Here is a 24,076-nt window from a genome sequence, read left to right as displayed (position 1 = left end):
ACCTCCATGCGTGCCCCTCTCACCCTCTTCGTGCTGCTCGCCGCCGCGCCCGTGCTCGCGCAGGACAAGTCCACGTCCTCCGCCACGAGCACCGCCCAGCAGACCTCGGCCACCACCGAGGCCGCCGCCGCGAAGAAGGCACCTCGCAAGGTCATCCGCCTGGACGCGCTCACCGTCGAGGGACGCATCCAGAAGCCCCAGGCCTTCTACATCCTCCCCCGCTCCAACCTGAGCTTCGACGAGCTCAACCGCACGGAGAGCTTCGTGCCCAAGGTCGAGAAGAGCGTCGAGCAGGAGCCCTTCTAGTCCATGGCAGCCCCTTCGCCCGCCAAGCTGCTCCGCGTCGGCCTCATCCAGAACGGCCAGATCGTCGAGGAGCACCACGTCCGTCGTGAGACCGTCACCATCGGCCACGACGCGCGCAACACCATCGTCCTGCCCGCCTCGGACGACAGGCCCGCGCGCTTCAGCGTCTTCGAGAACCAGGGCCAGCAGTTCCAGCTCGTCATCAACGAGTCCATGAAGGGCCGCGTCAACCTGGGCTCGTCCGACGTGGACTTCGATGCGCTGCGCTCCCAGGGGCTCGCCTCGCGCCGCGGAGACCTCTACGTCCTACCCCTGCAGGAGACCGCCCGCGGCAAGGTGGAGCTGGGCGACGCCACCCTCTTCTTCCAGTTCGTCGCGCCCCCCGCCGAGGAGGAGCGTCCGCTGCTCCCCTCGGACGTGCGCGTCAGCCGCTGGAAGACGATGGACCGCGTCTTCTTCGGCATCCTCGCCATCTCGCTCCTGGTCCACTTCTCCGGCGCCGCCATCATCCTCTCCGCCGAGGCCCCCAAGGAGCAGGAGCTGGCGTTGGATCAGCTCGATGACCGCTTCGTGCGCGCCATCATCCCCCAGCGCCCCATCGAGCCGCCCAAGCCCACCGCGCCCGGCCCCGCCGAGGCCACCAAGGAAGAGCCCAGGACGGCCGAGGCCGCCACCGACAAGCCCGCCGAAGCGAAGCCCGCCGCCCGCGCCGCCGCCGAGCGCCACGCGGAGATGGTGAAGAAGGTCTCCGACAAGGGCCTCTTGAAGATGCTCGGCTCGAAGGGCTCCGGCTCCGGCGCCTTCCAGGACGTGCTGGGCGGCGCCAGCGGCGGCAACGACATCGTCGCGGCCCTCCAGGGCGCCGGCGGCGTGGGCGTGGCCAACGAGGCCTCCGTGGGCAAGGGCAACGGCCCTCGCGGCGGCGGCACCGGCACCGTGACGGGCATCGGCGAATTGGGCACCCAGGGCGGCGGCAAGGTCGACCTGGGCACCAAGAAGGAAGTCGACGTGAAGGGCCGCGTGCAGGACGCCGCCCCGGAGGTCGACAGCTCCGAGGTGGACCGCGACGCGCTCGCCCGCTACGTGCGCGCGCGCAAGGGCGCCATCCAGAGCTGCTACGAGAAGGAGCTCAAGCGAAACCCCAGCCTCAAGGGCAAGGTGGTGGTGCGCTTCTCCATCACCCCCTCGGGGCGCGTGGGCGACTTCGACATCGACGAGAACACGCTCGGCAGCGAGGCCGTGGCCAGCTGCATCCGCGCCGCCATCCGCGCCTGGGTGTTCCCCTTCAAGCCCGACTCGGACGCCACCGTTTCCTACCCCTTCGTCTTCTCGCCGACGGGGTAGGCTGGCGCGTCCGAGCCCGGGCTCCGAGGGGACCATGGAGAAGCTGGCCGTCATCGCCGCCTCACCGCTGTTCGAGATGCTCGCCCCGGAGGAGCTGTCCCGCCTCGCCGAGCTGGCGCGGACGCTCCACTACACGGCCGGCGAGGTCATCTTCGAGGAAGGGGACCTGGGCGACAGCCTCTTCCTCCTCATCCGGGGTCAGGTGGAGGTCGCCCGCAGGGGCCCGGACGGGTCGCTGCATCCGCTCGCGCGGCTGTCTCCCCCCGAGTTCTTCGGGGAGATGGGCCTCATCGACAAGGACCACCGCTCCGCCACCGTGCGCGCGCACACGGACGCCCACCTGCTCCAGCTCACCGCCCAGGACCTGCGCGTCTTCCGCCAGAGCCACCCCGACGGGTTCACCTTCGTCGTCGTCAACATCGCGCGAAGCCTGGCTGCCCGACTGCGGGACGCCAATGCCCGGCTCTCCGGTAACCACTGAATAACTGGGGGGTTGTTGGTTTGACACCCCCCTCCCCGCCTTCTACGCTTTGATCCAATGGCAAGGGCCGGGAGAGCCGTGAGGCGTATGCGCACTGTCGGAATGGTCGCCGTCGTCGTCGCCACAGGAGTGGCCGTCGCGCAGGGGCCGGTGCCGTCTCCCCGAGCCCCCGCCGCCACCGCCACGCTCGAGAAGGCCAGCGAGGTGCCGGACGCGCAGAAGCTGGAGCGCAGCACCCAGGCCCTCGGCGTCATGCGGGACGTGCTCCGCCAGGTCATCGGCAAGGTGGAGGAGGCGCGCCGCACCAAGGACGTGGTGAAGCTCAACTGCGCCAACGAGAAGCTGACGCAAATCAAGGGCCTGCTGCGCATCTCCGAGCAGGCCGACGTGTCGCTCCAGGAGTCGCTCACCCGGCGCGAGGTCTCCACCAGCGAGCATGAATTCACCAAGGTGATGATCGCCCGGCAGAAGGTCGGACAGCTGCGCTCGGAGGCCGAGGAGTGTATCGGCCAGCTCGCCTTCCGCACCGACGAGAACCTCTTCATCGAGGTCGAGGAGCCGGAGAACCTGCCGGGTGGAGACCCCACCCGCCCGCCGCCTCCGGACGTCGTGCTCGTCCGTCCGCCACCAGCCAGCCCCGTCAATTAGCCCCCGTGTGCCCTCTGGCTCATCGGACGAGTGCCCGTCCTTTGTCGAACAATTCTTCGGACCCTGAAAACGCGCGTGCTATGACGCCCCGAGTCGCGGGAAGCCAATCCAAGTCATGACGCTGCGAGGGACATTCTGGGGCACGGTCTGCGGGCTGGCGCTGACAGCGCACGCCGGCGTGGCCTCCGCCCAGGAAGCGCTCTCCGCGCCCGCCACGGGCGGCAATGGCATCAAGGTGGGCAACGGCCGGCTGCACCCGTACTTCGAGCTGGAGACGCGGGTGGACAGCGGCGTGGGCTACTTCGGCCGCACGCAAGGCGAGAACTATCCCGGCGGCGTGTCCCCCGACTTGTCCGGTGAGGTGGCGCTGCGCTTCCGGCCGGGCTTCAAGCTGGACATCCCGTCGCAGAAGCTCGCGTTCAACCTGAACGCCAACCTGGACTACGTGCTCTTCACCGGCTTGATGACGCCGGGCTCGAAGGCGGCCTCTCACATGGAGGGCGCGGCGGACCTGTCGGCGCGCCTCAACCCGGAGGCTCCGCTGTCGTTGGAGCTGTCGGACCAGTTCGTGCGCTCGGACCGCACGCGCACGGCGGCCATCGCGGCGGGCATCCTGAGCCTCTACAACGAGGCGCGCGTGAAGATGCCGTGGAAGCCGGGCGGCGGCGCGGTGGAGGTGACGCCCAACGTCGCCTACGCGGTGGAGTTCTTCGAGCCCCTGGCCGCCCAGGCCCCGGTGGACTGCGGCGACGGCGTCTGCGACCCCGTGCGCGCGGACCAATTCGACTACGGCAACCTGCACCTGGGGCTGGAGAGCCGCTGGCGCTTCCTGCCGAAGACGGCCTTCGTGCTCGACACGGGCGTGGACGTGCGCCGCTACTTCAACGACGGCGGGCCGGACGCCCAGGTGCTGCGCGCGATGGTGGGCGTGGCGGGCCTGGTCTCTCCCAAGGTCGCGGTGACGGCGAAGGCGGGCTGGGCGCAGACCTTCGGTGACGTGAGCGGCGGGACGGTGATTGCCCAGCTGGAGGGCACGTACCTGTACAGCCAGACGTTGACCTTCAAGGGCGGCTACCTGCGCATGCTGGAGCCGGTGGCGGCGTACGGCACGTTCCGGGACGACCGGGGCTACGCCGAGGCGCGGGCCCTGTGGGGCGGCAAGCTGACCGTGCGCGTGGCGGGCATGGTGGACTTCCTGAGCTTCGAGGGCAGCCGTGGGGACACGGTGGTGACGGTGGACGCGGGGCCCGAGTACCAGTTCCGTCCGTGGCTCACCGGCGCCTTCGGCTACACGCTGAGCAAGCGCTCCTCCAACGTGGAGGGCGGCGGCCTGAACTACACGCGGCACGAGGGGTATGCTCGCCTCGCCGTGACGTACTGAGCGCCCGAGCCACCGGGCACCCTCCCCTACCTGGGTCTCCTCCCGGATGAGAACGCTCCGCCTGTCCCTCGTCGTGCTGCTGTCCGGCGTGCTGTCCGCGTGCTTCGGCTCCGCGCAGCGCCCTCCTCCGCCCGTGCCCACGCCCGCCGCGGAGGCCGGTGAGGCCCGAACGGGAGGCGGCACGCTGGGGCCTGGTGACGTGGTGGAGGTGCGCGTGTTCCAGGAGCCCGAGCACTCGGGCACCTGGCGTTTGTCCCCCGAGGGCACCATCGACTATCCGCTGTGCGGCAAGGTGCCGCTGCGCGGGAAGACGCCCAGCACCGCGGCGGACGCGCTGCGCGAGTGCCTGTCGCGCTACGTGCGCAGGCCGCAGGTGTCGGTGCTGATCCGCGAGTACAACTCGCAGAAGGTGTTCGTCTTCGGCGAGGTGCAGAAGCCCGGCACCTTCCCCGTGGATGGTGAGATGTCCATCGTCCAGGCGATTACCCTCGCGGGTGGGTTCACCAAGCTGGCCGCGAAGAACAACACGCTGGTGACGCGCGTGGTGGATGGGCAGGAGCGCAAGATTCGCGTGCCCGTCGAGGACATCGGCGTGGGGCGGGAGAAGAACTTCATGCTCCAGCCCGGCGACATCGTCTTCGTGCCGGAGAGCTTCTTCTAGGCGGGGCTCGCCCCACCGCGGTCGCGTTCAAGGAACTCGGCTCGGAGTTCCCGCGGACCTGCTCAGGTCGCTTCACACCCGTCTCGTCGCGGTGTGCTCGCGCGGTGCAGACTGCGAGGTGCATGCGCCACCTCGTGCTCATCGGCTCCGAGTCGTTTCCCTTCGTGCGTGACGTGCTCCGCGCACAGGCCACTCACGCGGACGTGCGTGTCGTCGAAGTGTCGCTGGAGGAATGGGGCGGCGCTGTCACGCCGTGGGTGGAGGTGGTCGGCGGACGATTCCACGCGGGGCTCATCGGCCCGTGGGGTGAGCTGGAGCTGGGGCCCGAGGATGTCCTCTGGTGCCTGTCCGAGGGCGCGCTGCCGCCAGCGGAGAGCGACTACCTGCGCTCGGAGCACGAGGCCCTGCGCGACGGCTTCCACACATGCTGTCCCGCGCGGGTCATCAACCGACGCGGTCTGCTCTCACCGCTGTGGACGACGGCGATGTGGCGGGTGATTGCACAGAAGCTGCCGTTGCCCGAGGCCACGAGTGTCCTCGCGCCACCCCACTTCCACCTGGGCACACCGCCCGAGGACGGACAGCGGTGGACCCGCTGGCCCGAGGAGGTGGGGACGCGGCAGGGTGAAGTGTGGTGGACGGTGCCCGAGCCCGGCCCGCTGAGGCAGGCCCTGGTGATGGGCTCGCACGTCACGCTCTGGCCGCTGGAGTTCGAGGAGTCGCCGCCCGTCCTCTCTCCCTCGCTGGAAGCGGACCTCACGCGACTAGCCGCGGACTGCGGCGCGGAGGTCCTCGAGGTCCTCCTGGTGACGTCGGGCACACCAGAGGCTCCGCGCTGGACGGCCCTCCAGTTGGGCACGTCGCCCGAGAGCCTGGAGCGCCTGCTGGCGCAGGAGGACGCCGCGGCCCTGGCGCAGGTGGAGCGCTTCCTCGCCGAGCGGCTCACGAGCACGGAGGTCGCGCGATGATCCTCGTCATGGGGCCCGTGGACGAGCTGCTCACGGCGTTCTTCTTGAAGCACCTCACCGACACCGGACGCGAGTACCTCTTCGTGGACGAGCGCCACCTGGGCGTCGACGTTCGCCTCGAGCTGGAGCTGCCGCAGGGACCTCCGGGACTGGGCCGTCTGCGCGGCGCGGTGTGCTTCCCCACGTGGCGTGTCGGGCTGGAGCGCATCTCCGGCATCTACTCGCGGCTAGGGACGGGCAACCTCGAGCAGGCGCCCACGCCCCAGGTCCGCGCCGAGCAGGCCCACGCCGCGGCGCTCCTGGACCTGTTCCCCGGGCCCGTGGCCAACCGCGCCACCGCGATGCTCTCCAATGGCAGCAAGCCGTGTCAGTACGCCGCCATCCTCGCCTCGGGGCTGCGCGTCCCGGACACCCTCGCCGGCGGCACCTGGGAGCGCTGGGAGCACTTCGCGCGAGCGCTGGAGGGAGACCCCGTCATCAAGTCCGTCAGCGACGAGCGCTCCCTGGTGAAGCAGGTGTCGTGGGAGGCCACGCGAGCCTCGGCCCGGCCCGGCAAGCCGCTGGCGCCGCACCAGTTCCAGCAGCGCATCCCCGGCAACAACGTCCGCGCCCACGTCATCGGCGCGCGCGACGTGCTGGCCTGCCGCGCGGTGACGCAGGCCCTGGACTACCGCCACCCCGACATGACGGGCCACGCGGTGAGCCTGGACGCCGTGGAGCTGCCCCAGCCCGTCGCCCAGGCCTGCCGCCAGCTGTCCCGCGCGCTCGGCCTGGACCTGGCCGGCATCGACCTCATCGAGCCTCCCGGTGGCTCCTCCCGGCCCGAGGACTGGGTCTGCCTGGAGGTGAATACCTGCCCGGGCTTCATGTGGTTCGAGCAGAACACGGGCCTGCCCATCTCCCGGCGACTTGCGGATTTCCTGGACGCTCCGCTAACCTGATGACGCTGTAATTTTCCTGGGTCATGGGAAACCCAGGAAGCAACGAGGGGGCATCACATGTCGAAGCTGTCGACCGAGGCGGGGCTGATTTCGTCGAGCGATCTTCCGAAGCTGGCCGAGGCCGGCCACGTCGCGGCGCCCACGGTGGGCCACAGCGCGGAGGAGCTGCGCCAGGCGGTGCAGTCGTCGCTCGCGGAGCAGTGGTCGCTGATGGGCGTGGTGGATTCGGCGAAGAAGGCGTCCGACCTGGGCAAGAAGGCGGCGGACGCGCTCACCGACAAGGGCAAGGACATCGAGGACAAGGCCACGCAGGCGGAGAAGGCCGCCCGCGATGAGGCCCACCGCAAGATGAACAACGACAAGTCGAAGAAGCACGGCAAGGAAGTGGGGGCGCAGGGGGCCACCACGAGTGCCTTCGCGCGGGCGCTCTCCGAGCTGCGCGGCTGAGCCTCAGGGGCGGGGCGTCCAGCCCAGCGCGTCGATGAAGTGCCTGGCCTCGGAGAGCAGCTCCGGGGCCAGGGCGGGCGCGGAGGCGATGACGTCTCCGCGCATCACGCTGAAGGGAGCGCCCGTGACGTGGCGGATGACGCCTCCGGACTCCTCCACCAGCAGCGAGCCCGCGGCGATGTCCCAGGGCTTGAGCCCGAACTCGAAGAACCCGTCGAAGCGGCCCGCGGCCACGTAGGCCAGGTCCATGGCGGCGCTGCCCGTGCGGCGCATGCCCTGGGCGCGCAGCACGAAGCGGGTGAAGAGCCCCACGGGGCCCTCGGGATTCTCCCGCACGTCGTAGGGAAAGCCCGTGCACAACAGCGCGCGGTCCAACCGGTCCACGGTGCTCGCGCGCAGGGGACGACCGTTGAGCGTGGCGCCCTGCCCTCTCGCGGCGGAGAAGAGCTCGTCCAGCATCGGGTCGTACACGGCGCCGGCCACGACGCCGTCCTTCGACTCCACCGCGACGCTGACGCAGAAGTGCGGCACGCGGTGGGCGTAGTTGGTGGTGCCGTCGAGCGGGTCCACCAGCCACCGCAGGCCGTCCGAGCCCGCCGACGCGCCGCTCTCCTCCGCGAGGATGGCGTGCGTGGGGTGTCGCTCGCGGATGAACGCGAGCAGCGCCTCCTCGGAGGCACGGTCCGCGTCCGTCACCAGGTCGATGCCGCCCTTGAGCTCGATGACGCGCTCGCCGAGGAAGCGGTCGGCGAGGATTCGGCCGGCGAGGCGCGCCCCCTCCTCCGCGGTGCGGCGCAGCTGGGCGGGGCTGTCGTCAGACATGCGGACTCCCACGGCTCACGGCGCGGGCTCGGCGAGCAGCGCCTCGAGCTCCGACTGGTACTTGGTGAGGAACTCCTCGTTGAAGCCCTCGTGGACGTGACGGACGACGCCGCGCCGGTCGATGAAGTACGTCGTGGGCATGCCGCGCACCTTGAGGGTGCGCTCGGCCACCTGGGCGTTCTCGTCGAGGAGGATGGGCAGGCCCACCTTCACCTCTTTCAGGAACGCGGGGATGGCGCGCGAGTCCTCGTCGATGTTGAGCGCGTAGACCTTGAGGCCCTTGTTCGCGTACTCGCGCTGGAGGTTCTCGTAGAAGGGCAGCGCGTCCTTGCAGGGCTCGCACCACGTGGCCCACACGTCGAGCAGCACCACGCTGCCCTTGTCGCTGGCCAGGTCATACGGCTCGCCGCCCGGGTAGCGCTTCACCTGGAAGACGAGCGGCGCGTTGCGGTCCTCCGCGCCCTTCGCGTCGACGCCCGACGGCGCCGGCTGCGTGAGGGGCGGCATCGACGGAGCACGGGCACAGCCGGCGAGCGACAGCGCACCGAGCACGACGGGCAGGCACAGGCGCATGTCAGGTCCCCTCCCCGAAGCGGGCCTTCAACGCCGCGAGCAGCTTCTCGATGAAGCCACCGAAGGCGCCGTTGCTCATGACCAGGAGGATGTCCCCGGGCTGCGACTCACGGGCGACCAGGTCGACCATGGCCTGCACGTCGGTGGAGCCCTCGGCGGTGATGCCTTGCGCCTGCAGGTCGGCGACGAGCTTGCGCACGTCGAGCTCCTCACCCACGGGCACCTTGTCGTGGCGCTCGGGCACCTTGAGGCTGGCGCGGGCCGCGCCGGTGAAGGCGTGGGCGTAGTCTTCCTGGTGGATGTTGCGGCGGCTGGTGTTGGAGCGGGGCTCGAAGATGGCCCACAGCCGGCGCGTGGGGTAGCGGTGGTGGATGGCGGCGATGGTCTCGCGCACGGCCGTCGGGTGGTGCGCGAAGTCGTCCACCACCAGGACTCCACCGGGCTCGCCGCGAGGCTCCTGCCGGCGCTTCACGCCGCGGAACGTGGCCAGGCCGCTGGCGATTTCATCGAAGGACAGGCCCAGCCCGCGCGCCGCGGCGATGACGCTGAGCGCGTTCTCCACGTTGTGCTGACCGCCCATGGGCAGCGTCACGGTGCCGAGCACGGCGCCGCGCTCGACGACCTCGAACCGCGCGCCCTCGGGGCCGAAGGTGACGCTCTTGGGGACGTAGTCCGCGTCCGCGCCCTCCTTGGCGATGTACGTGACGACGCGGCCCTTGCAGCCCTCACGCGAGAGCTTCACCGCGTTGGGGTACGCGGCGCAGACGACGAGCTGGCCGTCCTCGGGGATGAGGCGCACGAACTTCTCGAACGTGGCCTCGTAGTGGGGCAGGTCGCGGAAGATGTCCGCGTGGTCGAACTCCACGCTGGTGAGGATGGCGGTGCGCGGGCGGTAGTGGAGGAACTTGGAGCCCTTGTCCCAGTAGGCGGTGTCGTACTCGTCGCCCTCGACGACGAAGTGCGCGCCCTTCCCCACCCGGTAGTTACCCGCGTAGTTCTGGGTGACGCCGCCGACGAGGAAGGACGGGTCCTTCCCCGCCTCGACGAGCACGTGGGCCATGAGGGACGACGTGGTGGTCTTCCCGTGGGTGCCGGCGACGACGATGGAGTGCGAGCGCGCGAGGAAGAGCGAGCCCAGCGCGGCGGGGAAGCTCATCTGCTGGAGGCCGCGCTCGCGGACGGCGGTGGCCTCGGGATTCACGCGGCGGATGACGTTGCCGATGATGACGAGGTCGGGGTTCGCCGCGTCCAGGTTCTCCGGACGGTAGGGCGAGGCGGCGGGGATGCCCCACGCCTTGAGCATGTCGCTCATGGGTGGATAGACATTCTCGTCGCTGCCGGTGACTTCGTAGCCGGCGGCCTTGAGCATGCCGGCGAAGGAGCCCATGCCGGTGCCCGCCACGCCCACCAGGTGGACGCGGCGCACACTGCCGGGCTCGAGGGTGTCGAGGACGTTACCGTTGTCGTCAGCCATGCGTTCCCTGCGAGATGGCGGTGAGGCCGAGCGCCTCCACGACGAAGTCATGGAAGACGGGTCGGAAGTCGCGGATGCGCAGCTCCTGGCGGCCATTCGCCACGCGGTTGGTGACCAGCGCCACCACCAGCGAGCGGCGCAGGTCCACCCAGAGGCTCGTTCCAGTGAAGCCCAGGTGCCCGACGGCCCCCGGAGGTGAGTCGCCCACGAAGCGGCCCGCGCTGGAGCCCACTTGAGACGGCGAGTCGAAGCCCATCGAGCGCGTGCTGCCCGCCACCAGCGGGTCCGTGGCGAGCACGCGGTGCCACAGGGGCCCGGGAGCAATCACGGGGCTCGTCCCCGCGCAGCCCTCGAGCACGGCCTGGCCGAACCGCGCCACGTCCACGGCGGTGCCGAACAGGCCCGCGTGTCCGGCGACGCCGTCCATCACCCAGGCGTTGTCGTCGTCGACTTCACCCAGGCGCGTGGGCGCGGAGGGCACGTCCTTCCACAGCGTCTCCTGTCCCGGCGCGGGCTCGCGGGGGCGCGTCGCGCCCGTGGGGGCCGGGGTGGAGTCCGCGGGGAAGTCGGTGAGTCGGTGGAAGCGGGCCTGGAGGCCGAGGGGCTCGGCGACGTGGCGGGAGAAGAGCGTGTCGAGTGGGGCGTTGGCCGCGCGCGAGAGGATTTCGCCGAGGAGGATGAAGCCCACGTCGCTGTAGGCCGTGCGCGTGCGAGGCGGCGCGGCGAGCGGCGTGGCGGCGGCGGCCCGGAGGACCTCGTCACGCACCTGGGCGCGGGTGGCCGAGGGGCAGGCGGCGTCGAGCAGCTCGGGGTGCTGGGTGAGGGCCTGGGCGAAGAACGGGACGAAGGGGGGCAGGCCGGAGCGGTGGTAGAGCAGGTCCGCGACGGTGGCGCCCGCGTCGCCCACGGGGGAGCCGGGGAAGAAGCGGGACACGAGGGTGTCGGGGCCCACCTTGCCTTCGGTCCACAGGCGCAGGAACAGGGCGGTGGTGCTGATGACCTTGGTGAGCGAGGCGAGGTCGAAGCGGGTGTCGCCCGAGGCCTTGCCGGCGACGCCGCCGAAGACCTGGATGCCGCGGTGGAGGACGACGGCCTGGGCGGCGGGGAAGACGCCGATGCCCACGGCCTCGTCGAGCAGCGTCTGGAGGACGGCGACAGGGTGTTGTTCGGGAGGGGCGCTCATGGGCGCACGGCTCCTTCGAGGAAGGTGAGGCGCGCGGCGTCCGCGTCCAGGCGGACCTGGGTGCCGAGGGCCACGGGGTAGTTGAGGGTGCCGTGGCCGATGGGGAAGCCCGCGGCGCAGGGCAGACCGGATTCCTGGGCGAGTCCCCGGAGGACGTCGGCGCTGGAGTACTCCGCGTTGCGCTCCTCGCAGGCGGTGAAGTCCCCGAGGACGATGCCGCGCACGCGGGAGAAGACGCCGGCGAGGCGCAGCTGGGTCCACATGCGGTCGAGGCGGTAGGGGCGCTCGGTGACGTCCTCGAGGAGGAGCACGGCGCCATCGAGGGGCGGCAGGTACGGGGTGCCCAGGAGGCAGGCGAGGACGGAGAGGTTGCCGCCGACGAGGTGGCCCTCGGCGGAGCCGGGGACGTAGGTGGCCGAGCCCGAGAGGGGTGGCGGGGGCTCGGGGGACTCGAGGAGGCGGAAGTAGTACTCGCGGACCTCGGGGGGCTGCTTGCCGAGCTGGGTGAGGACGGGCCCGTGGATGGAGACGCGGCCGAGGGCCTGGAGGGCGCCGTGGACGGAGGTCAGGTCCGAGAAGCCGGTGAAGAGGCTGGGGGCGGCGTCGGCGAGGTTCAGGTGCGGCAGGAGGCGGGCGCTGCCGTAGCCGCCGCGGGCGCAGAAGATGGCGCGGGCGGAGGGGTCCGTCAGGGCGTGGCCGAGCTCCTGGGCGCGGCGGGCGTCGTCACCGGCGAGGTAGCGGTGGACGGAGGAGATGTCGGGGCGGAGGGAGGGGGTGTAGCGCTCGGCGATGAAGGCGAGGCCGGCCTCGAACAGCGGGCGGTCGAAGGGGCCTGCGGGGGCGACGACGTGAACGGTGTCGCGGGGGCGGAGCGGGAGGGGCTTGAGCCAACGCACGGGCGCTTCATACCACCCGGGACACGGGGGGCCTTGGGATTCGAGTCCAGGTGTCCGTCGGAGCACGGCTCCCTGGTCGCTCGCGGCGCCCCTCCTCCGACCCAGCAACCGCCCGGCGCCAGGCCCCAGGCCCGTGGCTCGACGCGTGATGCTGGAAAGAAAAAAGGGCCCTATCGGAATCGATAGGACCCTTCGTTCAGCTCCCTGACGTGGACTCGAACCACGGACCTAGTGATTAACAGTCACCCGCTCTACCGGCTGAGCTATCAGGGAATATGTCCTCGCCGTGGTAACCGCGCCGCAGCGATGACGCGCTTTCTAGAGAACGGAGCCGCCCCTGTCAACAGTCCCGTTTGATCCGCTCTCCCGGCTCCAGGTCCAACCCTGGTCCGCGCTGGCGGGGCTTGCCTCGATTTCCTCGGAGGCCATCTCCCTCGTGCTCGCTGGCTCTCCGGCCGAGCGAGTCGTGGACCGCACGCTCCGGACCCATCGCACCCTCTCCAGTCCCCAACGCCAGGCGCTCAAGGAGGTCATCTACAACGTCGCCCTCTGGCGCCGCCGCCTCGACTTCCTCCTGGGCCACGCCAACGCGCCCCCGTCGCGCCTGCTCTTCGCATTCCTCCAGGGCCTCGCCCGGCGCCCAGCGTCCGAGGCAGCCGCCCTGGCTGGAATCGAGCCCGACCAGATTCCGCCGCTGAATCCGGCCCAGCCCCCTTCGCTCGCCCTCCGGCACTCCCTTCCGGATTGGCTCGCCGACCACTTCGCGCGGGAGCTGGGCCCGGAGGCAGACGACTTCTGCGCCCACCTCAACGTCCCAGGCCCCATCACCCTGCGTGTGAATCCGCTCCGCGACTCCCGGGAAGACCTGGCCATCCGCTTGCGCGCCGAGGGCCTTCCCACTCGCCCTGGAGCCTGGAGTCCACTGGCCCTCCATGTCGACGGGCCCCGTCCCAACCTCTATGCGTTGCCCTCCCTCCGAGAGGGCCGATTCGAGGTCCAGGACGAGGGCAGTCAGCTCCTGGGACTCCTCCTGGATGCCCGCCCCGGAGAGACCGTCCTCGACCTGTGCGCGGGGGCCGGAGGCAAGACGCTCCTGCTCGGCGCACAGATGCGCGACTCCGGTCGGCTCCTCGCCCATGACCCAGACCCCGAGCGACTGGACCGGCTCCTCCAACGTGTCTCCCGAGCGGGGCTCACGCGCGTCCAGGTCCTCAGGGCGCCACCCTCCCCGGGCCTCGACGCCGACCGCGTACTCGTGGACGCCCCCTGCTCCGAGCTCGGACCTCTTCGCCGCGGGCCGGATCAACGCTTCCGCGCCACCGCGAACGTCCTCACGCGCTTCCCACCGCTCCAGCTTGAACTGCTCCACCAAGCCGCGGCGCTGCTCCGCCCAGGAGGCCAGTTGGTCTATGCCACCTGCACCGTCAATCGTGCCGAGAACCAGGATGTCGTTACGGCCTTCCTGACCTCACGCCCTGATTTCCAACGCCTGCGCCCTGGCGAGGGCTGGCTCCCCGACGAGTGCATTCGCGATGACTTCCTCGTCGTCACGCCCCACCTGCACGGCACGGACGCCTTCTTCGCGGCGGTCCTGCAGCGCTCGACCGGGAAGTAGACGCACCTCACCGAACCTGAACTGTCTGACAAAGCCTCATGGGGTCTTGCCTTGGAAACGCCGTGACGAACAGAATCACTCTGTGGATTGAAGTCATGACGGTACTGGCCGGGGCATGTAAGGAGAACTGTCGTGGTCACCGTGGCTAAGCGTGCGCGAGAGAAGTGGTTTTCGGCCCACATCGTCTTGGTGATCATGCCGAAGGCGCGTGCCAATCGGGCGGCCGTGGATGTCTGGGAGAACATCGTCCTCATCAAGGCGGTGAACGCGGCCGCAGCCAAACGACAGGCCGCCAGCATGGGTCGGTTTCACGCCCGACAAAGCAAGACAGACGCCAACATCGAGTTTCGCGGCGTTCGAGCCGTTGTTGACGTCCTGCCCTCGCCCACCGGCAAAGCCACCTGGAATGAGATTCTTGAAAGCGGCGCGGAGGTCTCTTGCAACAAGCTGCAGTTCGCCTCACGGACGGAGCTCTCAAGATTCATGAAACTGCGAAAAGCCAAGGTCGAGTTGCTTTGGTAGGGAGGCCAGCCACCGCCCTGATTCACGCCTCGGCTGATTGACTCGGGCTCCAGCGAGAGCCGAGGAGACGGAGCACGGCTTGGGGCCGGGCGCGGAAATAGCCGAGCCCCGAGCGCAGAGCGTGCAGCAACTGCGTCAACTCGTCGAAGAGGACGTTGTGCGTGGCGAACTGGCGAAGAGGTCGCCACAGCCGCTCAATGGACTGAAGCTGAGGGCTGTAGGACGGCAGCCGGTACAACGTCTGGTGCGGGTAGCGTTGCAGGGCCCAGTCCACCGGACGTCCTCGGTGCCAAGGCGCATTGTCGATGATGATGACGACTGCTGCGTACACGTCGGCCGGGTAGGTCCGCGCCACGTCGAGCAGGTGGTGGGCAAATGCCACCTGCATCCGCTTCGTCTTGGACAGCCCGTCCTTCCGGCGCGTCCGGGTGCGGCTGCCATACAACCGGCTGGTGATTTCGCCCGTCACGGTGTTGACGGAGGCAATGGTATGCACCACGTCTTTGCAATCGCGGGTGCCGCTGAGGGGGCGCTCGCCCTTCAGTCCCAGGGCGGCCGTCAACGTGGGCACCATGGGAAAGCGTCCCTCGTCCTGGCTCGAATCAGGACTGCGCACGCAATGACGCGTTCGCTGAGGCGCACTTCTCGCTGGACTCGGATATTCCGGAGCCACACCTCTGATGGTGGAGGACCCACTGAAACCGGGACGCCGTGTGAAGGCCCCGCCGGCCTGTGTTCCAGGTGCTCTCCCATGTCCCTTGGAGTTGCGCGGGTCGCCCGGGTCTTCGGGCTTGAGTCCGTGGACTCGAACGCGGGCGAGGAACCCATTAGGGTGCGCCGCCATGCGATGCGACCACTGTTCCCGGTCCGAGACGACGGTCTTTGTTGAGCTGCACCACAACGTAGGCATGTTGTTCGCGCGGCGCTCCCATACGACGGCCGCCGACCTGTGCCGAGGGTGTCTGGGCAGGGCGTTCTGGCACCACACGCTGCGCAACGTCACCCTGGGCTGGTGGGGCACGATTTCCTTCTTCGTGACCTGGTACTACCTGCTGTCCAACATCGTCACCTACGTGCAGGCCCGCGCGGAGATGGGCCGCTCGCGCCGGCGCGCGGCGCCCGTCGTCAAGGAAGCCCGAGGCGCGGACGCGCTGCGAATCCTCCAGCCCTTCGAGCACAACATCCGCATGCATCTGCGCATGGGAGATGACCCCTCCGCCATCGCGCGCGACATGGCGCGACTGCATGGCGTGGAGGCCTCCGCCGCCCAGGCCTACGTGGAGCAGCTCCGCGGCTCCGCTTGAGGCACACCGCCAAGGGCGACGCCGCACACTCTTGAGTCAGCCCCCCTGTTGGCACAATCACTGCCTCGGAAGGACACGCCTGTCGGGTTCCAGACAGACGCCATGGGGAGGCCCAAGGCCCGGACGTGCCATTCATTAAGATGCAAATCCTTTACATGCCGACGGTCGGAACGGCATGCGAGGCACGCTGCTTTGCATGAAGTCAGTTCAGGCACGAGGCGGCCATTTCCGACAAGGCCTCGTCGAGTCGGAGAGGACTGGTATGCATCAATCAAACAGGCCTTCAATGAACAGGCGGAGCTTTCTTCGCGCGGGCGCGGTGTTAGGCATGGGCGCCGGCGGGGTGCTCCCCGTGCTGCCGTCCAAGGCATGGGCCGCAGAGGGGAGTGACCTCCCGGCCCCAACCGGGCCCTACGGTGTCCCCCCCTCGCCCGGGCGCGGCTATCAGACGCGCCCACGGATTGGTCCCAATCGGTTCAACACCGCATACGAGCCCCCAGGCATCATCCAGGGCGTTCCTACGGCGAGCCCAGACTTGATGACCCAGCCGCTGCTTGGGTCGTTGGATGGCGAAACCAAGGCAAGCAACCGGCAGGTGCGTTTCCGCAACACCTACGGTTCATTCATCTGGATTTGCATCGCGTTCCCCGCCACCGCCGCCTGTGGGGGCTCGCTGGGGGGGCACCTGACACGCGGGTGGTGGGGAATCGGCCTGAATCAGGAGGTCCATGTCCTCACGACGCAGGAATCGTGGGTCTACTTCATGGCCGAGGCCGATGATGGAGCAGGCTGGGGCGGGGACGCGCTCACCGCTTGTATCCCCGGGGACGGGAGCGCTTTCGACCACTGCAAGGAACAATGCCTGTTTGGCGACCGAAGGGTCGGGATGAGGGCGCGGACCTTCTCGTCCGACGTTGTCATCACCCTGAGCCGGTGATGGCGCACCACCGGGCATCCCGCGACAATCCATGGAGCTGCGGCGGGTTCGTTGAGTCCGCTCAACAACTTCCATACCCGCCGGAGCTCCGAGCGCGAATCGTCGAGTTGGCGAAGGCGGGACGGACGACGAGCAGCCTGGCCGAGGAGCGGGCTTTCTCTACCTGGCTGTCGTCATCGACGTGTGGAGTCGCAAGGTGGTGGGCTGGGCCATGGCCACCCACCTGAAGTCGGAGTGGGTCATCGCCGCGCTGGACATGGCCGTCGCCCAGCGCCAGCCCCGAGACGTCATCCATCATGACTCACGCAGAGGCCAGGATGGCTGTCGTCCAGTACATCGACGGCTGGTACAACCTGCGCCGGAGGCACTCCGCCCTCGGCGACCAGTCTCCCGCCAACGATGAGAAGAGGTACCGAACCGCGGCTTGACCCACCAAGTCGCCGGGACTCAACGAGACCGGTGTAACTCCACCGTTCTGCTGACGTCACGAGCCTGTCACAGCCACGCTCACGAGGCTTGCCTCAAGGCCCACCCTTCGGGGTGCTGACCGCCCTTCATCCCTTGGCACCGCGCGCAGATATCCCTGGGCTTCTCGTTCTCCAAGGACTCAGCGTGACCACATGGACAGAACTGCCACCTTCTTTCGATGACACCCGACAATCCCGACCATTTCACGGCAATTTTCCCGTGTCATGACAGTCGATTGCGCTTCGCACTTCAGGGTCCTTCACATGGCCGATTCCCGGACCTCCAGTCCGGTGCGTCGACACCCCGATTGAAACACCATGACTCCATTCCGAAGTCTGTGGCTCGCGGCCGCCCTGCTGATGGCCGCCTGCGAAACGACTGAGCTCGCGCAGCCCGACGACGTCCAGGATGCGACGACGGCCCAGGACCTCTCCACGCTCTCCGTGCGAGGAACCACCAGCGCGAGCGGCCTGGCCACCGCCACCCTCTCCATCCCCACCCCCGTCGGGACGGCCGCCGGAGATGTGCTGGTGGTGCAGTTGAGCAATCGCGAGGCCGTCACCGCCGTCGCCACCCCACCCGCTGGCTGGACGCTGCTGCGCTCCGAGCAAAGCGCCTCGGCCATCAAGTCCTGGCTCTTCCTCCGCGTGGCCAGCGCGGCCGAGCCGAGCAGTCACACCTTCACCCTCGACGTCGCCAGCGCCATGGCGGCCACCCTGGTCGCGGTGTCGGGCGCGGATCCGCTCCAGCCGATCGACGTGCACGTCGGCCAGAAGAATGGCAACAGCGCGAGCCTCGCGCTGCCCGTCGCCACCACGTCGTCCGCGAACGGCCTCGCGGTGTGGTTCTCGGCCCAGGTCTGGGGAGGCACCGCGTGCCCCGCGGTCCACACCCCTCCGACGGGCTTCACCGAGCAGCTCGACACCTGCCTCGTCTCGTCGACGCGCGGCGTGCTGCACAGCGCCGCCACCTCGCAGCTCGGGGCCGCCGGTGCCCAGCCCGCCTTCACCGGCAGCTCCACGCTCCCCAACACCAACATCACGCACGCGGTGGTGCTGCGTCCCCTCCAGCCGCCGGCCACTGCGGAGATCACCCTCGTCGGCACCGCGCACGCAAGCGGCAAGACGGTCACCAGCTTGACCCTCTCGACCCCCACGGGCGTCGCCGCCGGTCACGTGCTGCTGGCGCACCTTGCGAACCGTAACCAGATCGGCGCCGAGCTCACCCCTCCCGCGGGTTGGACGCTGGTGCGCACCGACATGAGCAGCTGGAGCATCCGCGGCTGGGTCTTCGTCCGCGTCGCCACCGCCAGCGAGCCCGCGAGCCACACGTTCCAGAGCTCCATCGCGAGCTACCTCGTCGGCAGCATCGTGGCGTATGCCGGCGTCAATCCGACCAACCCGATCGACACACACGCCGGCAAGAGCAACAGCGGCTCGACGACCTTCACGACGCCGCAGCTGAGCACCTCGACCGCGGGCGGGGCCGCCGTCTGGTTCGGCGCGCAGGCGTGGACCGGCGCCGCGTGTCCGACCTCGGCGATCGAGCCCCCCGCGGGCTTCACCGAGACCTACGACACCTGCCTGGTGTCCTCGTCCCAGGGCCTCGTCTTCAACGCCGCCTTCATGCCCCTCGCCGGTGCCGGCCTCCAGGGACCGTTCAACGGGAGCTCGACGTTCGCCGAGACCAACGTCGCGCAGGTCGTCGCCCTTCGCCGCGCCGAGGTCGCGCCGTCCTCGGGGGTCGCGTTGCGTGGGAGCTCGCGCAACAGCGGCCTGTCGCTCGCCTCGCTGTCGATTCCCAAGCCGTCGGGGACCCAAGCCAACGACGCGCTCATCGCGCGGGTGATTGTGCGCAACAACATCTCCGCGACCGTCACGCCGCCCGCCGGCTGGACGTTCCTGCGCTCGGAGCAGAGCGCCTTTGCCATCCGCACCTGGATCTTCTACCGCGTCGCGGGCGCCTCCGAGCCCACGAGCTACACGTTCGGACTGGACGCGACCACCCACATGGCGGGGAGCGTGGAGGCCTTCAGCGGCGTCGACCCGGTCCAGCCCATCGACGTGCACGCGGGCCAGAAGAACGGCGACTCCGCGTCGTTCACCGTGCCCGACGTGGTGACCGGCAGCGCGGGTGGGCTCGCCGTCTGGTACGGCTCACAGGTCTGGCCGGACGCCACCTGCCCCGCCACCGGCATCGAGCCGCCGCTCGGCTTCACCGAGGCCTTCGACGCGTGCCTGGGTCACGCCAACGGACTGCTCTTCAATGCGGCCTACCGGTCGCTCACCGCGCCGGGCCTCCAGACGGGCCTCTCCGGCAGCTCCGCGTTCGTGCAGACCAACACCGCGCACGTCGTCGTCCTGCGCGCCGCCAACGCCCCCACCTGCGTGGTCGGCGACACGTACGCGACCACCTTCACGCTCCAGGGCACCGTGACCGCGCCGGAGATCGTGGAGCCCTCGGGCCTGGCCGCGAGCCGCCTGGTCGGCAACGCGCTCTACGTGCACAACGAGGACACCACCGCCATCGTCGCGATCAACACCCTCAACGCGAGCACCCTCGGCACGTTCAACGTGACCAACGTGACGCCGGCCGACTGGGAGGACCTCGCGACCGGGCCCTGCCCGAGCGGCTCGTGCATCTTCATCGGTGACATCGGGAAGTGGAGCGCCAACTTCCCTCCGGGTGGCAGCCCCACGTCGTTCACCATCTACCGCGTGCCCGAGCCGGATCTCGCCAACGGCCAGACCTCGGGGGGGCTCGTCGCCGAGGCCTTCCCGTTCGTCTATCCGGACGGCGCGAAGGACGCGGAGTCGCTGATGGTGCACCCCACCACCGGAGACATCTACGTCGTCACCAAGGACGGGGGCACGGGGAAGAGCGGCGTGTACAAGTTCCCCCGGCCGCTGACGCCGGGCGTGCAGGCCACGCTGATCCACGTCCACACGATCCAGCTGCCGCTGAACGGAGACGCCAACTTCTCGGCCGCGACCGCGGCGGCGATCCACCCCTGCGCGGATCGCTTCCTCCTTCGCACCTACCGCACCGTCTACGAGTTCCGTGCGACGCCGGGACTTGGCTTCGAGTCGGCCATCTTCGCGACGCCCGTCACGCTGACCGACACCGCCGAGGGCCAGGGTGAGGCGATGGAGTACGAGGCCAACGGCGCGAGCTACTTCACGATGAGCGAGAGCCCCTCGCCCTTCAGGCTCAAGCGCGTGCCCCTGCGGTAGGACCGCGTCGAACGCCGAGGAAACAAGGCCGGTCGTGGGGCTCGCCCCCATGGCCGGCCTTGTTGTTCCGAGCTGGGAGCTCGCGCTCGGCGCCGCCGTTCACACGGCATCCCTCCTGAAGCCCAGACCCACCTGCGGACCGGAGCATGAGCGGTGCGCATCAAGGCAGATGTCGCGTGAGAAGGCTCATCTGATGCGCTTCATCTCCTGCACGGTCGAGGTGAGGTTCGGAGCGGGGCCGAGACGGACGAGGCCTGCCGGCGTCCAGTTGCGCGTGACGCGGCTCCATCGTTTTGGGATGACGGGCTCGGGCTCGCGGGTATACCCGGTGGCGTCGAGCAAGGAGTGCAGCCTCGCGACCAGAGTGCCTGTCGTCGGGCGTGCCGAAGCGACTGGCGGAGTGTCCGTGCCCGGTGTTGTACCAGTCCACGAAGCACTGCACGTCATCCCCGGCATCCTCTGCGCGCCAGCCTCGACTCCGGGTCGGTCGTTGAGGCATGCGCGGCGTTGCTTCTCTTCTCGCCGTGGAAGTCGACGGTGGAGTTGCCCTTGTCGTCCCGAGGCTCCTGATTCACCGGGTCAGGAGACCCTGCTCCGGTGCGAGAGGTCGTCCCCGCACCGGAGGCATCCAGCAGCCTGCTAGCTCACGGGCACCGTCCCGCCGTCGATGACGTACTCCGCCCCGGTGATCGCGCTCGCTCGGTCCGAGACGAGAAACCCGATCAGCTCGGCGACCTCGGCCGGACGCGCGGGGCGCCCGAGAGGAATTCCGCCGAGCGAGCGCATCACGAGCTCCCTCGCGCCCGCTTCGTCGGTGCCGTTCTTCGCCGCGATCTCGCTCATGAACCCGACGGAGGCCTCGGTCTCGACCCAGCCCGGTGACACTCGATTCACGCGCACGCCCTGCGGCGCGACCTCCTTCGAGAGCGCCTTGCTGTAGTTCGAGAGCGCGGCCTTGGCCGAGGCGTACGCGGTCGTCGCTTCATGAAGCGGCAGCTGCCGCTGGATCGACGTCACGTGCACGACCGCGCCGGTCCGGCGCTCGCGCATTCCGGGGACCAGCGCCCGGTCGAGACGCACCGCCGCCATCAGGTTCAGGTCGATCGTCTTCTGCCACGCGTCGTCGTCGAGGACGGAGAAGCCTCCCGCCGGCGCCGACGTTCCCCCCACGACGTGGACCAGGATGTCCACGGCTCCGGCGGCCTTCACGACGCGCGCGCAGCCCTCCGCCGTGGAGACATCGGCGGCGATGAAGCCCTCGCCCGCTCCCTCCCGCGCGGTCGTCAGCACCGTCGCGCCGGCCTCGCGCAGCCATGCGACCACCGCCTTGCCGATGCCCTTCGTTCCGCCCGTCACGAGCGCACGCCTACCCTCTAGCCCTCTCATCACGTCATCTCCTTCCACTGGGTTGAAATGGGCATCACGGCTCACGCGCCGATGCTCAAAGCGGCGATCCGATCGCCCTTCGTCCGGAACACAAAGGTGAGCGTGATGGGACTGCCGGGAAACCGACCCGTCACTTTCGCGCGAACCTCGCAGGCATCGTCCTTCGCGTTCACCTCGAGCGGCTGCGCGACGGCCTGATACTTCACCTGGGAGTCGCGCCACCATTCGTCGATGGCCTCATGCCCGACATGCCGATGTCCCTCATCCTCGACAACGGCATCGGGCGCGAATGCGTGGAGCGGCGTGGCACTGCCCGCGTCGAAATAGGCTCGAATGGATGGGTGCATGGTCATGACCCAAGAAGTAAGCCCGCACGATTGCCCACTCAATGGGGACAAAATAGGATGCGGCATCCCGAAACACAGGACTATCGATGTATCAACCCGGACTGAATGATCTCGATGCCGTCCTCGCCGTCGCTCGCAGGAGCTCGTTTCGCGGCGCGGCCCTCGATCTCGGGATGTCGACGACGGCGATGAGCAGCGCGATCGCGAAGCTCGAAGCCCATCTTGGCGTGCGCCTCTTCAACCGCACGACGCGCAGCGTCTCACTGACCGACGCCGGCAGGGCGTTCGTCGAACAGGTGGCTCCGGGACTCGCGGACATCCGCGGCGCGATGGACGCGGCTCGCTCCCAACAGGCAAAGCCGTCCGGCATGCTGCGCATCAACACCTTTGCGACCGCGGCGCGTGAGCTCCTCGCGCCCCTGGTGCTGGAGTACCTCCGCCGCCATCCAGACGTGCATGTCGACGTCGTGACCGAAGGCCGGCTGGTCGACGTCGTCGCCGAAGGGTTCGACTTCGGCGTGCGGATGGCGAACCTCGTGCCCACCGACATGATTGCCATTCCGCTGGGAGAGCCCCAACGCCACGCCATCGTCGCTTCGCCGGCGTATGTGAAGAAGCACGGTCGGCCACGCGTCCCATCGGACCTCTTCCGTCATCGGTGTATCCGGGTGCGCTTGCCGAACGGCAGCCTCTTCCGGTGGGAGCTCCGTAAGCGGGGGCAGACGGCCCTGATCGATGTGACGGGGCCCATCACGCTGGACGAGGCCAGCCTCTCGCGAATCGCGGTCCTGGAGGGCATCGGACTCGGCTTCTTCATGGAGCCGGACGTGCGCGGCGACATCGAAGCGGGACGCCTCGTTCGCGTGCTCGAGGACTGGACACCGGAGCTCGCTCCGCTCTGCCTCTACTACCCTGGCCGGCGCAACGCCTCGGCCGCGCACACGGCGTTCGTCGCACTGGCCCGCGAAGTCACGGCAGCTCGCAAATGAGCGCCGCGATGGCGGCCGCTGGCGAAGCGCTCGGGTCCGTCCACGCTCGTCCCGCTTCGCGACGAAGGTGGAGCGCCTGCACGCCGGACTTGAACCGCTGCGTCGATGGTCCTGCAGTGGAGCTGCACCAGCCTCACGTCTAGCTCGACTTTCCTATTTTCACAGGAAAACGCAGACTCTCGGTGAATCAACCACGGACCGGGAGGACACCATGCGGACACAATGGATTGCGTTGACCCTCGTGATGGGCGCCGTCGCCTGCGGGGGCGGTTTCGAGGAGGCAGACGCCCAGGCGTGGGGTGAATCCAAGGCAGGGCTCACCCCCACCACCGAGGACCAGGTGGTGGCCCGACTGCCCGCGAGCACCGGGGCGGTCTTCGCCTATGGAGAATACCTGCCGCCCGGCTACCTGACGTCCACCACGAACTACCCGGTCATCGTCCACCTGAACGGGATGGGGGAGTTCGGGACCTCGACGACGGAGGCGGACCTGCTGAACGTGGTGACCCGGCACGGGGCGCTGAGGAACATCCACTTCACGAGCCAGGGCAAGGCGTACTTCGGACAGCGACAGGTGATGGTCTTCACGCCGCGCGCCCCGACGAGCTGGCCGGCGGCGGACATCGAGGCGTTCATCAACTTCCTCGTGGCCAACTACCGCGTGGACACGACGCGCATCTATCTGACGGGCATCAGCGCCGGAGGCCACGGGGCCTGGCGGTACGCGTATACCTACGGCAGCCGGCTGGCCGCGCTGGCACCCATGGCCACCAGCATCGGCGCGCCGGGCCCCACCATCACCCAACTGAAGAACGTGCCGGTGTGGGCGGTGCATTCGTACGGGGACAGCCTCTCGTACACCGCCGACCGCTCCTGGTTGACGGGCGTGACCAAGAACTACGGGCTGAGTCAATCGCTCCAGGTGCCAGCGCCGTCACAGACAGTGACGTACCTCTTCCCGGGCGCCAGCAGCCCCGCTTGGACGTCACAGCCCGGCGTGGTGGCCACCGGGAACGCCATCGCGCGCTTCACCGTGCTGCCCGGCACCGCGCACGACTGCTGGACCCAGCAGTATGACAACTACGCGTTCTGGGACTGGCTGCTCGCGCAGCATCGTTGACGCGGGGCGCAGTTCCCGCCGGGATGAGTC

General features: G+C 69.2%; 24 protein-coding genes, 1 tRNA gene and 2 pseudogenes. 18 read left to right on the top strand and 9 right to left on the bottom strand.

Features of this window, described 5'->3' with window-relative positions:
* Positions 1–6: 6 nt before the first annotated feature.
* The 9 genes from AC6JA9_RS11790 (at position 7) to AC6JA9_RS11750 (ending at position 7,177) form a co-directional block, all read left to right on the top strand.
* Positions 7–306, top strand: a complete 300-nt coding sequence (locus AC6JA9_RS11790) for a hypothetical protein (RefSeq protein WP_074957907.1) — start codon at positions 7–9, stop codon at positions 304–306.
* A 3-nt stretch (positions 307–309) separates the two neighbouring features.
* Positions 310–1,650, top strand: coding sequence for an AgmX/PglI C-terminal domain-containing protein (locus tag AC6JA9_RS11785; RefSeq protein WP_223750549.1), 1,341 nt, complete (start codon positions 310–312; stop codon positions 1,648–1,650).
* Positions 1,651–1,684: 34 nt separating this feature from the next.
* Positions 1,685–2,131: a cyclic nucleotide-binding domain-containing protein gene (locus tag AC6JA9_RS11780; protein WP_426747365.1), complete on the top strand. Its 447-nt coding sequence runs from the start codon at positions 1,685–1,687 to the stop codon at positions 2,129–2,131.
* Between the two features lie 87 nt (positions 2,132–2,218).
* A complete protein-coding gene (locus AC6JA9_RS11775) occupies positions 2,219–2,779 on the top strand; it encodes a hypothetical protein (protein WP_141332047.1) in 561 nt (186 codons plus the stop codon).
* Between the two features lie 115 nt (positions 2,780–2,894).
* Positions 2,895–4,160 carry a hypothetical protein gene (locus tag AC6JA9_RS11770; RefSeq protein ID WP_223750547.1) on the top strand — a complete coding sequence of 422 codons (1,266 nt, stop codon included), beginning with the start codon at positions 2,895–2,897 and terminating at the stop codon, positions 4,158–4,160.
* Between the two features lie 46 nt (positions 4,161–4,206).
* Positions 4,207–4,821, top strand: coding sequence for a polysaccharide biosynthesis/export family protein (locus AC6JA9_RS11765; protein WP_141332045.1), 615 nt, complete (start codon positions 4,207–4,209; stop codon positions 4,819–4,821).
* 122 nt (positions 4,822–4,943) lie between these two features.
* The gene (locus tag AC6JA9_RS11760) at positions 4,944–5,789 is read left to right on the top strand and encodes a hypothetical protein (RefSeq protein WP_223784979.1); all 846 of its coding nucleotides are present in this window, start codon (positions 4,944–4,946) and stop codon (positions 5,787–5,789) included.
* Positions 5,786–6,730: an ATP-grasp domain-containing protein gene (locus AC6JA9_RS11755; RefSeq protein WP_497959692.1), complete on the top strand. Its 945-nt coding sequence runs from the start codon at positions 5,786–5,788 to the stop codon at positions 6,728–6,730. Before AC6JA9_RS11760 ends, AC6JA9_RS11755 begins: the two co-directional genes overlap by 4 nt.
* Positions 6,731–6,787: 57 nt before the next feature.
* Positions 6,788–7,177 carry a hypothetical protein gene (locus AC6JA9_RS11750; protein ID WP_497959691.1) on the top strand — a complete coding sequence of 130 codons (390 nt, stop codon included), beginning with the start codon at positions 6,788–6,790 and terminating at the stop codon, positions 7,175–7,177.
* Positions 7,178–7,180: 3 nt separating this feature from the next.
* Here AC6JA9_RS11750 and AC6JA9_RS11745 read toward each other — a convergent pair whose 3' ends face one another.
* The 6 genes from AC6JA9_RS11745 to AC6JA9_RS11720 all read right to left on the bottom strand — a co-directional run bounded on the left by AC6JA9_RS11745 (position 7,181) and on the right by AC6JA9_RS11720 (position 12,398).
* Positions 7,181–7,999, bottom strand: a complete 819-nt coding sequence (locus AC6JA9_RS11745; protein ID WP_497959690.1) for an inositol monophosphatase family protein — start codon at positions 7,997–7,999, stop codon at positions 7,181–7,183.
* Positions 8,000–8,014: 15 nt separating this feature from the next.
* Complete coding sequence (locus AC6JA9_RS11740; RefSeq protein WP_141332040.1) at positions 8,015–8,572, bottom strand: TlpA disulfide reductase family protein; 558 nt, start codon at positions 8,570–8,572, stop codon at positions 8,015–8,017.
* 1 nt (position 8,573) lies between these two features.
* The gene (gene mpl, locus AC6JA9_RS11735; RefSeq protein WP_497959689.1) at positions 8,574–10,046 is read right to left on the bottom strand and encodes a UDP-N-acetylmuramate:L-alanyl-gamma-D-glutamyl-meso-diaminopimelate ligase; all 1,473 of its coding nucleotides are present in this window, start codon (positions 10,044–10,046) and stop codon (positions 8,574–8,576) included.
* Positions 10,039–11,229: a serine hydrolase domain-containing protein gene (locus AC6JA9_RS11730; RefSeq protein ID WP_497959688.1), complete on the bottom strand. Its 1,191-nt coding sequence runs from the start codon at positions 11,227–11,229 to the stop codon at positions 10,039–10,041. The genes mpl and AC6JA9_RS11730 overlap by 8 nt, the downstream gene beginning before the upstream one ends.
* Positions 11,226–12,125 carry a S66 peptidase family protein gene (locus AC6JA9_RS11725; RefSeq protein ID WP_223750540.1) on the bottom strand — a complete coding sequence of 300 codons (900 nt, stop codon included), beginning with the start codon at positions 12,123–12,125 and terminating at the stop codon, positions 11,226–11,228. Before AC6JA9_RS11725 ends, AC6JA9_RS11730 begins: the two co-directional genes overlap by 4 nt.
* Before the next feature lie 200 nt (positions 12,126–12,325).
* Positions 12,326–12,398, bottom strand: a tRNA-Asn gene (locus AC6JA9_RS11720).
* Positions 12,399–12,537: 139 nt separating this feature from the next.
* Here AC6JA9_RS11720 and AC6JA9_RS11715 point away from each other — a divergent pair.
* Both AC6JA9_RS11715 and AC6JA9_RS11710 read left to right on the top strand, forming a co-directional pair.
* Positions 12,538–13,740 carry an RsmB/NOP family class I SAM-dependent RNA methyltransferase gene (locus AC6JA9_RS11715; protein WP_223750640.1) on the top strand — a complete coding sequence of 401 codons (1,203 nt, stop codon included), beginning with the start codon at positions 12,538–12,540 and terminating at the stop codon, positions 13,738–13,740.
* 132 nt (positions 13,741–13,872) lie between these two features.
* Entirely contained in the window at positions 13,873–14,262 is a 390-nt protein-coding gene (locus tag AC6JA9_RS11710) for a hypothetical protein (protein ID WP_223750539.1), read from the top strand.
* 22 nt (positions 14,263–14,284) lie between these two features.
* On the opposite strand, the gene AC6JA9_RS11705 is transcribed toward AC6JA9_RS11710, so the two are convergent.
* Complete coding sequence (locus AC6JA9_RS11705; RefSeq protein WP_223750639.1) at positions 14,285–15,106, bottom strand: transposase; 822 nt, start codon at positions 15,104–15,106, stop codon at positions 14,285–14,287.
* Between the two features lie 64 nt (positions 15,107–15,170).
* Here AC6JA9_RS11705 and AC6JA9_RS11700 point away from each other — a divergent pair, with 64 nt between their 5' ends.
* The 5 genes and pseudogenes from AC6JA9_RS11700 to AC6JA9_RS11680 all read left to right on the top strand — a co-directional run bounded on the left by AC6JA9_RS11700 (position 15,171) and on the right by AC6JA9_RS11680 (position 20,204).
* Positions 15,171–15,566 carry a hypothetical protein gene (locus AC6JA9_RS11700; RefSeq protein ID WP_223750538.1) on the top strand — a complete coding sequence of 132 codons (396 nt, stop codon included), beginning with the start codon at positions 15,171–15,173 and terminating at the stop codon, positions 15,564–15,566.
* A gap of 175 nt (positions 15,567–15,741) precedes the next feature.
* Positions 15,742–15,930: pseudogene (locus AC6JA9_RS11695) on the top strand (hypothetical protein); the annotation flags it as partial.
* A gap of 174 nt (positions 15,931–16,104) precedes the next feature.
* Positions 16,105–16,503 (top strand): hypothetical protein, encoded by a 399-nt coding sequence (locus AC6JA9_RS11690; protein WP_223750648.1) that lies wholly within the window; start codon positions 16,105–16,107, stop codon positions 16,501–16,503.
* A 148-nt stretch (positions 16,504–16,651) separates the two neighbouring features.
* Positions 16,652–16,931 (top strand): annotated as a pseudogene (locus AC6JA9_RS11685) (DDE-type integrase/transposase/recombinase); the annotation flags it as partial.
* A gap of 357 nt (positions 16,932–17,288) precedes the next feature.
* Complete coding sequence (locus AC6JA9_RS11680; protein WP_223785976.1) at positions 17,289–20,204, top strand: cell wall anchor protein; 2,916 nt, start codon at positions 17,289–17,291, stop codon at positions 20,202–20,204.
* Between the two features lie 639 nt (positions 20,205–20,843).
* On the opposite strand, the gene AC6JA9_RS11675 is transcribed toward AC6JA9_RS11680, so the two are convergent.
* Positions 20,844–21,590, bottom strand: coding sequence for an SDR family oxidoreductase (locus tag AC6JA9_RS11675; RefSeq protein ID WP_223750638.1), 747 nt, complete (start codon positions 21,588–21,590; stop codon positions 20,844–20,846).
* A gap of 41 nt (positions 21,591–21,631) precedes the next feature.
* Entirely contained in the window at positions 21,632–21,937 is a 306-nt protein-coding gene (locus tag AC6JA9_RS11670) for a nuclear transport factor 2 family protein (protein ID WP_426747469.1), read from the bottom strand.
* Between the two features lie 86 nt (positions 21,938–22,023).
* Here AC6JA9_RS11670 and AC6JA9_RS11665 point away from each other — a divergent pair, with 86 nt between their 5' ends.
* Both AC6JA9_RS11665 and AC6JA9_RS11660 read left to right on the top strand, forming a co-directional pair.
* Positions 22,024–22,926 carry a LysR family transcriptional regulator gene (locus tag AC6JA9_RS11665; protein WP_223750535.1) on the top strand — a complete coding sequence of 301 codons (903 nt, stop codon included), beginning with the start codon at positions 22,024–22,026 and terminating at the stop codon, positions 22,924–22,926.
* Positions 22,927–23,137: 211 nt separating this feature from the next.
* Positions 23,138–24,046: a carboxylesterase family protein gene (locus AC6JA9_RS11660; protein ID WP_223750534.1), complete on the top strand. Its 909-nt coding sequence runs from the start codon at positions 23,138–23,140 to the stop codon at positions 24,044–24,046.
* The last annotated feature ends 30 nt before the right edge of the window (positions 24,047–24,076 follow it).

It is taken from the genome of Myxococcus sp. MH1 (genome assembly GCF_059738865.1).
Note: the sequence above shows the minus strand (reverse complement) of the source record. Positions and strands in the feature narration are given on the sequence as shown.

Coding starts and splice junctions, on each gene's coding strand:
- AC6JA9_RS11745 (WP_497959690.1), bottom strand. CDS start 7,999: ATGTCTGACGACAGCCCCGCCCAGCTGCGCCGCACCGCGGAGGAGGGG.
- AC6JA9_RS11750 (WP_497959691.1), top strand. CDS start 6,788: ATGTCGAAGCTGTCGACCGAGGCGGGGCTGATTTCGTCGAGCGATCTT.
- AC6JA9_RS11760 (WP_223784979.1), top strand. CDS start 4,944: ATGCGCCACCTCGTGCTCATCGGCTCCGAGTCGTTTCCCTTCGTGCGT.
- AC6JA9_RS11740 (WP_141332040.1), bottom strand. CDS start 8,572: ATGCGCCTGTGCCTGCCCGTCGTGCTCGGTGCGCTGTCGCTCGCCGGC.
- AC6JA9_RS11780 (WP_426747365.1), top strand. CDS start 1,685: ATGGAGAAGCTGGCCGTCATCGCCGCCTCACCGCTGTTCGAGATGCTC.
- AC6JA9_RS11775 (WP_141332047.1), top strand. CDS start 2,219: ATGCGCACTGTCGGAATGGTCGCCGTCGTCGTCGCCACAGGAGTGGCC.
- AC6JA9_RS11675 (WP_223750638.1), bottom strand. CDS start 21,590: ATGAGAGGGCTAGAGGGTAGGCGTGCGCTCGTGACGGGCGGAACGAAG.
- AC6JA9_RS11785 (WP_223750549.1), top strand. CDS start 310: ATGGCAGCCCCTTCGCCCGCCAAGCTGCTCCGCGTCGGCCTCATCCAG.
- AC6JA9_RS11670 (WP_426747469.1), bottom strand. CDS start 21,937: ATGCACCCATCCATTCGAGCCTATTTCGACGCGGGCAGTGCCACGCCG.
- AC6JA9_RS11705 (WP_223750639.1), bottom strand. CDS start 15,106: ATGGCGGCGCACCCTAATGGGTTCCTCGCCCGCGTTCGAGTCCACGGA.
- AC6JA9_RS11770 (WP_223750547.1), top strand. CDS start 2,895: ATGACGCTGCGAGGGACATTCTGGGGCACGGTCTGCGGGCTGGCGCTG.
- AC6JA9_RS11755 (WP_497959692.1), top strand. CDS start 5,786: ATGATCCTCGTCATGGGGCCCGTGGACGAGCTGCTCACGGCGTTCTTC.
- AC6JA9_RS11730 (WP_497959688.1), bottom strand. CDS start 11,229: ATGAGCGCCCCTCCCGAACAACACCCTGTCGCCGTCCTCCAGACGCTG.
- AC6JA9_RS11790 (WP_074957907.1), top strand. CDS start 7: ATGCGTGCCCCTCTCACCCTCTTCGTGCTGCTCGCCGCCGCGCCCGTG.
- AC6JA9_RS11680 (WP_223785976.1), top strand. CDS start 17,289: ATGACTCCATTCCGAAGTCTGTGGCTCGCGGCCGCCCTGCTGATGGCC.
- AC6JA9_RS11765 (WP_141332045.1), top strand. CDS start 4,207: ATGAGAACGCTCCGCCTGTCCCTCGTCGTGCTGCTGTCCGGCGTGCTG.
- AC6JA9_RS11700 (WP_223750538.1), top strand. CDS start 15,171: ATGTTGTTCGCGCGGCGCTCCCATACGACGGCCGCCGACCTGTGCCGA.
- AC6JA9_RS11660 (WP_223750534.1), top strand. CDS start 23,138: ATGCGGACACAATGGATTGCGTTGACCCTCGTGATGGGCGCCGTCGCC.
- AC6JA9_RS11690 (WP_223750648.1), top strand. CDS start 16,105: ATGACCCAGCCGCTGCTTGGGTCGTTGGATGGCGAAACCAAGGCAAGC.
- mpl (WP_497959689.1), bottom strand. CDS start 10,046: ATGGCTGACGACAACGGTAACGTCCTCGACACCCTCGAGCCCGGCAGT.
- AC6JA9_RS11665 (WP_223750535.1), top strand. CDS start 22,024: ATGTATCAACCCGGACTGAATGATCTCGATGCCGTCCTCGCCGTCGCT.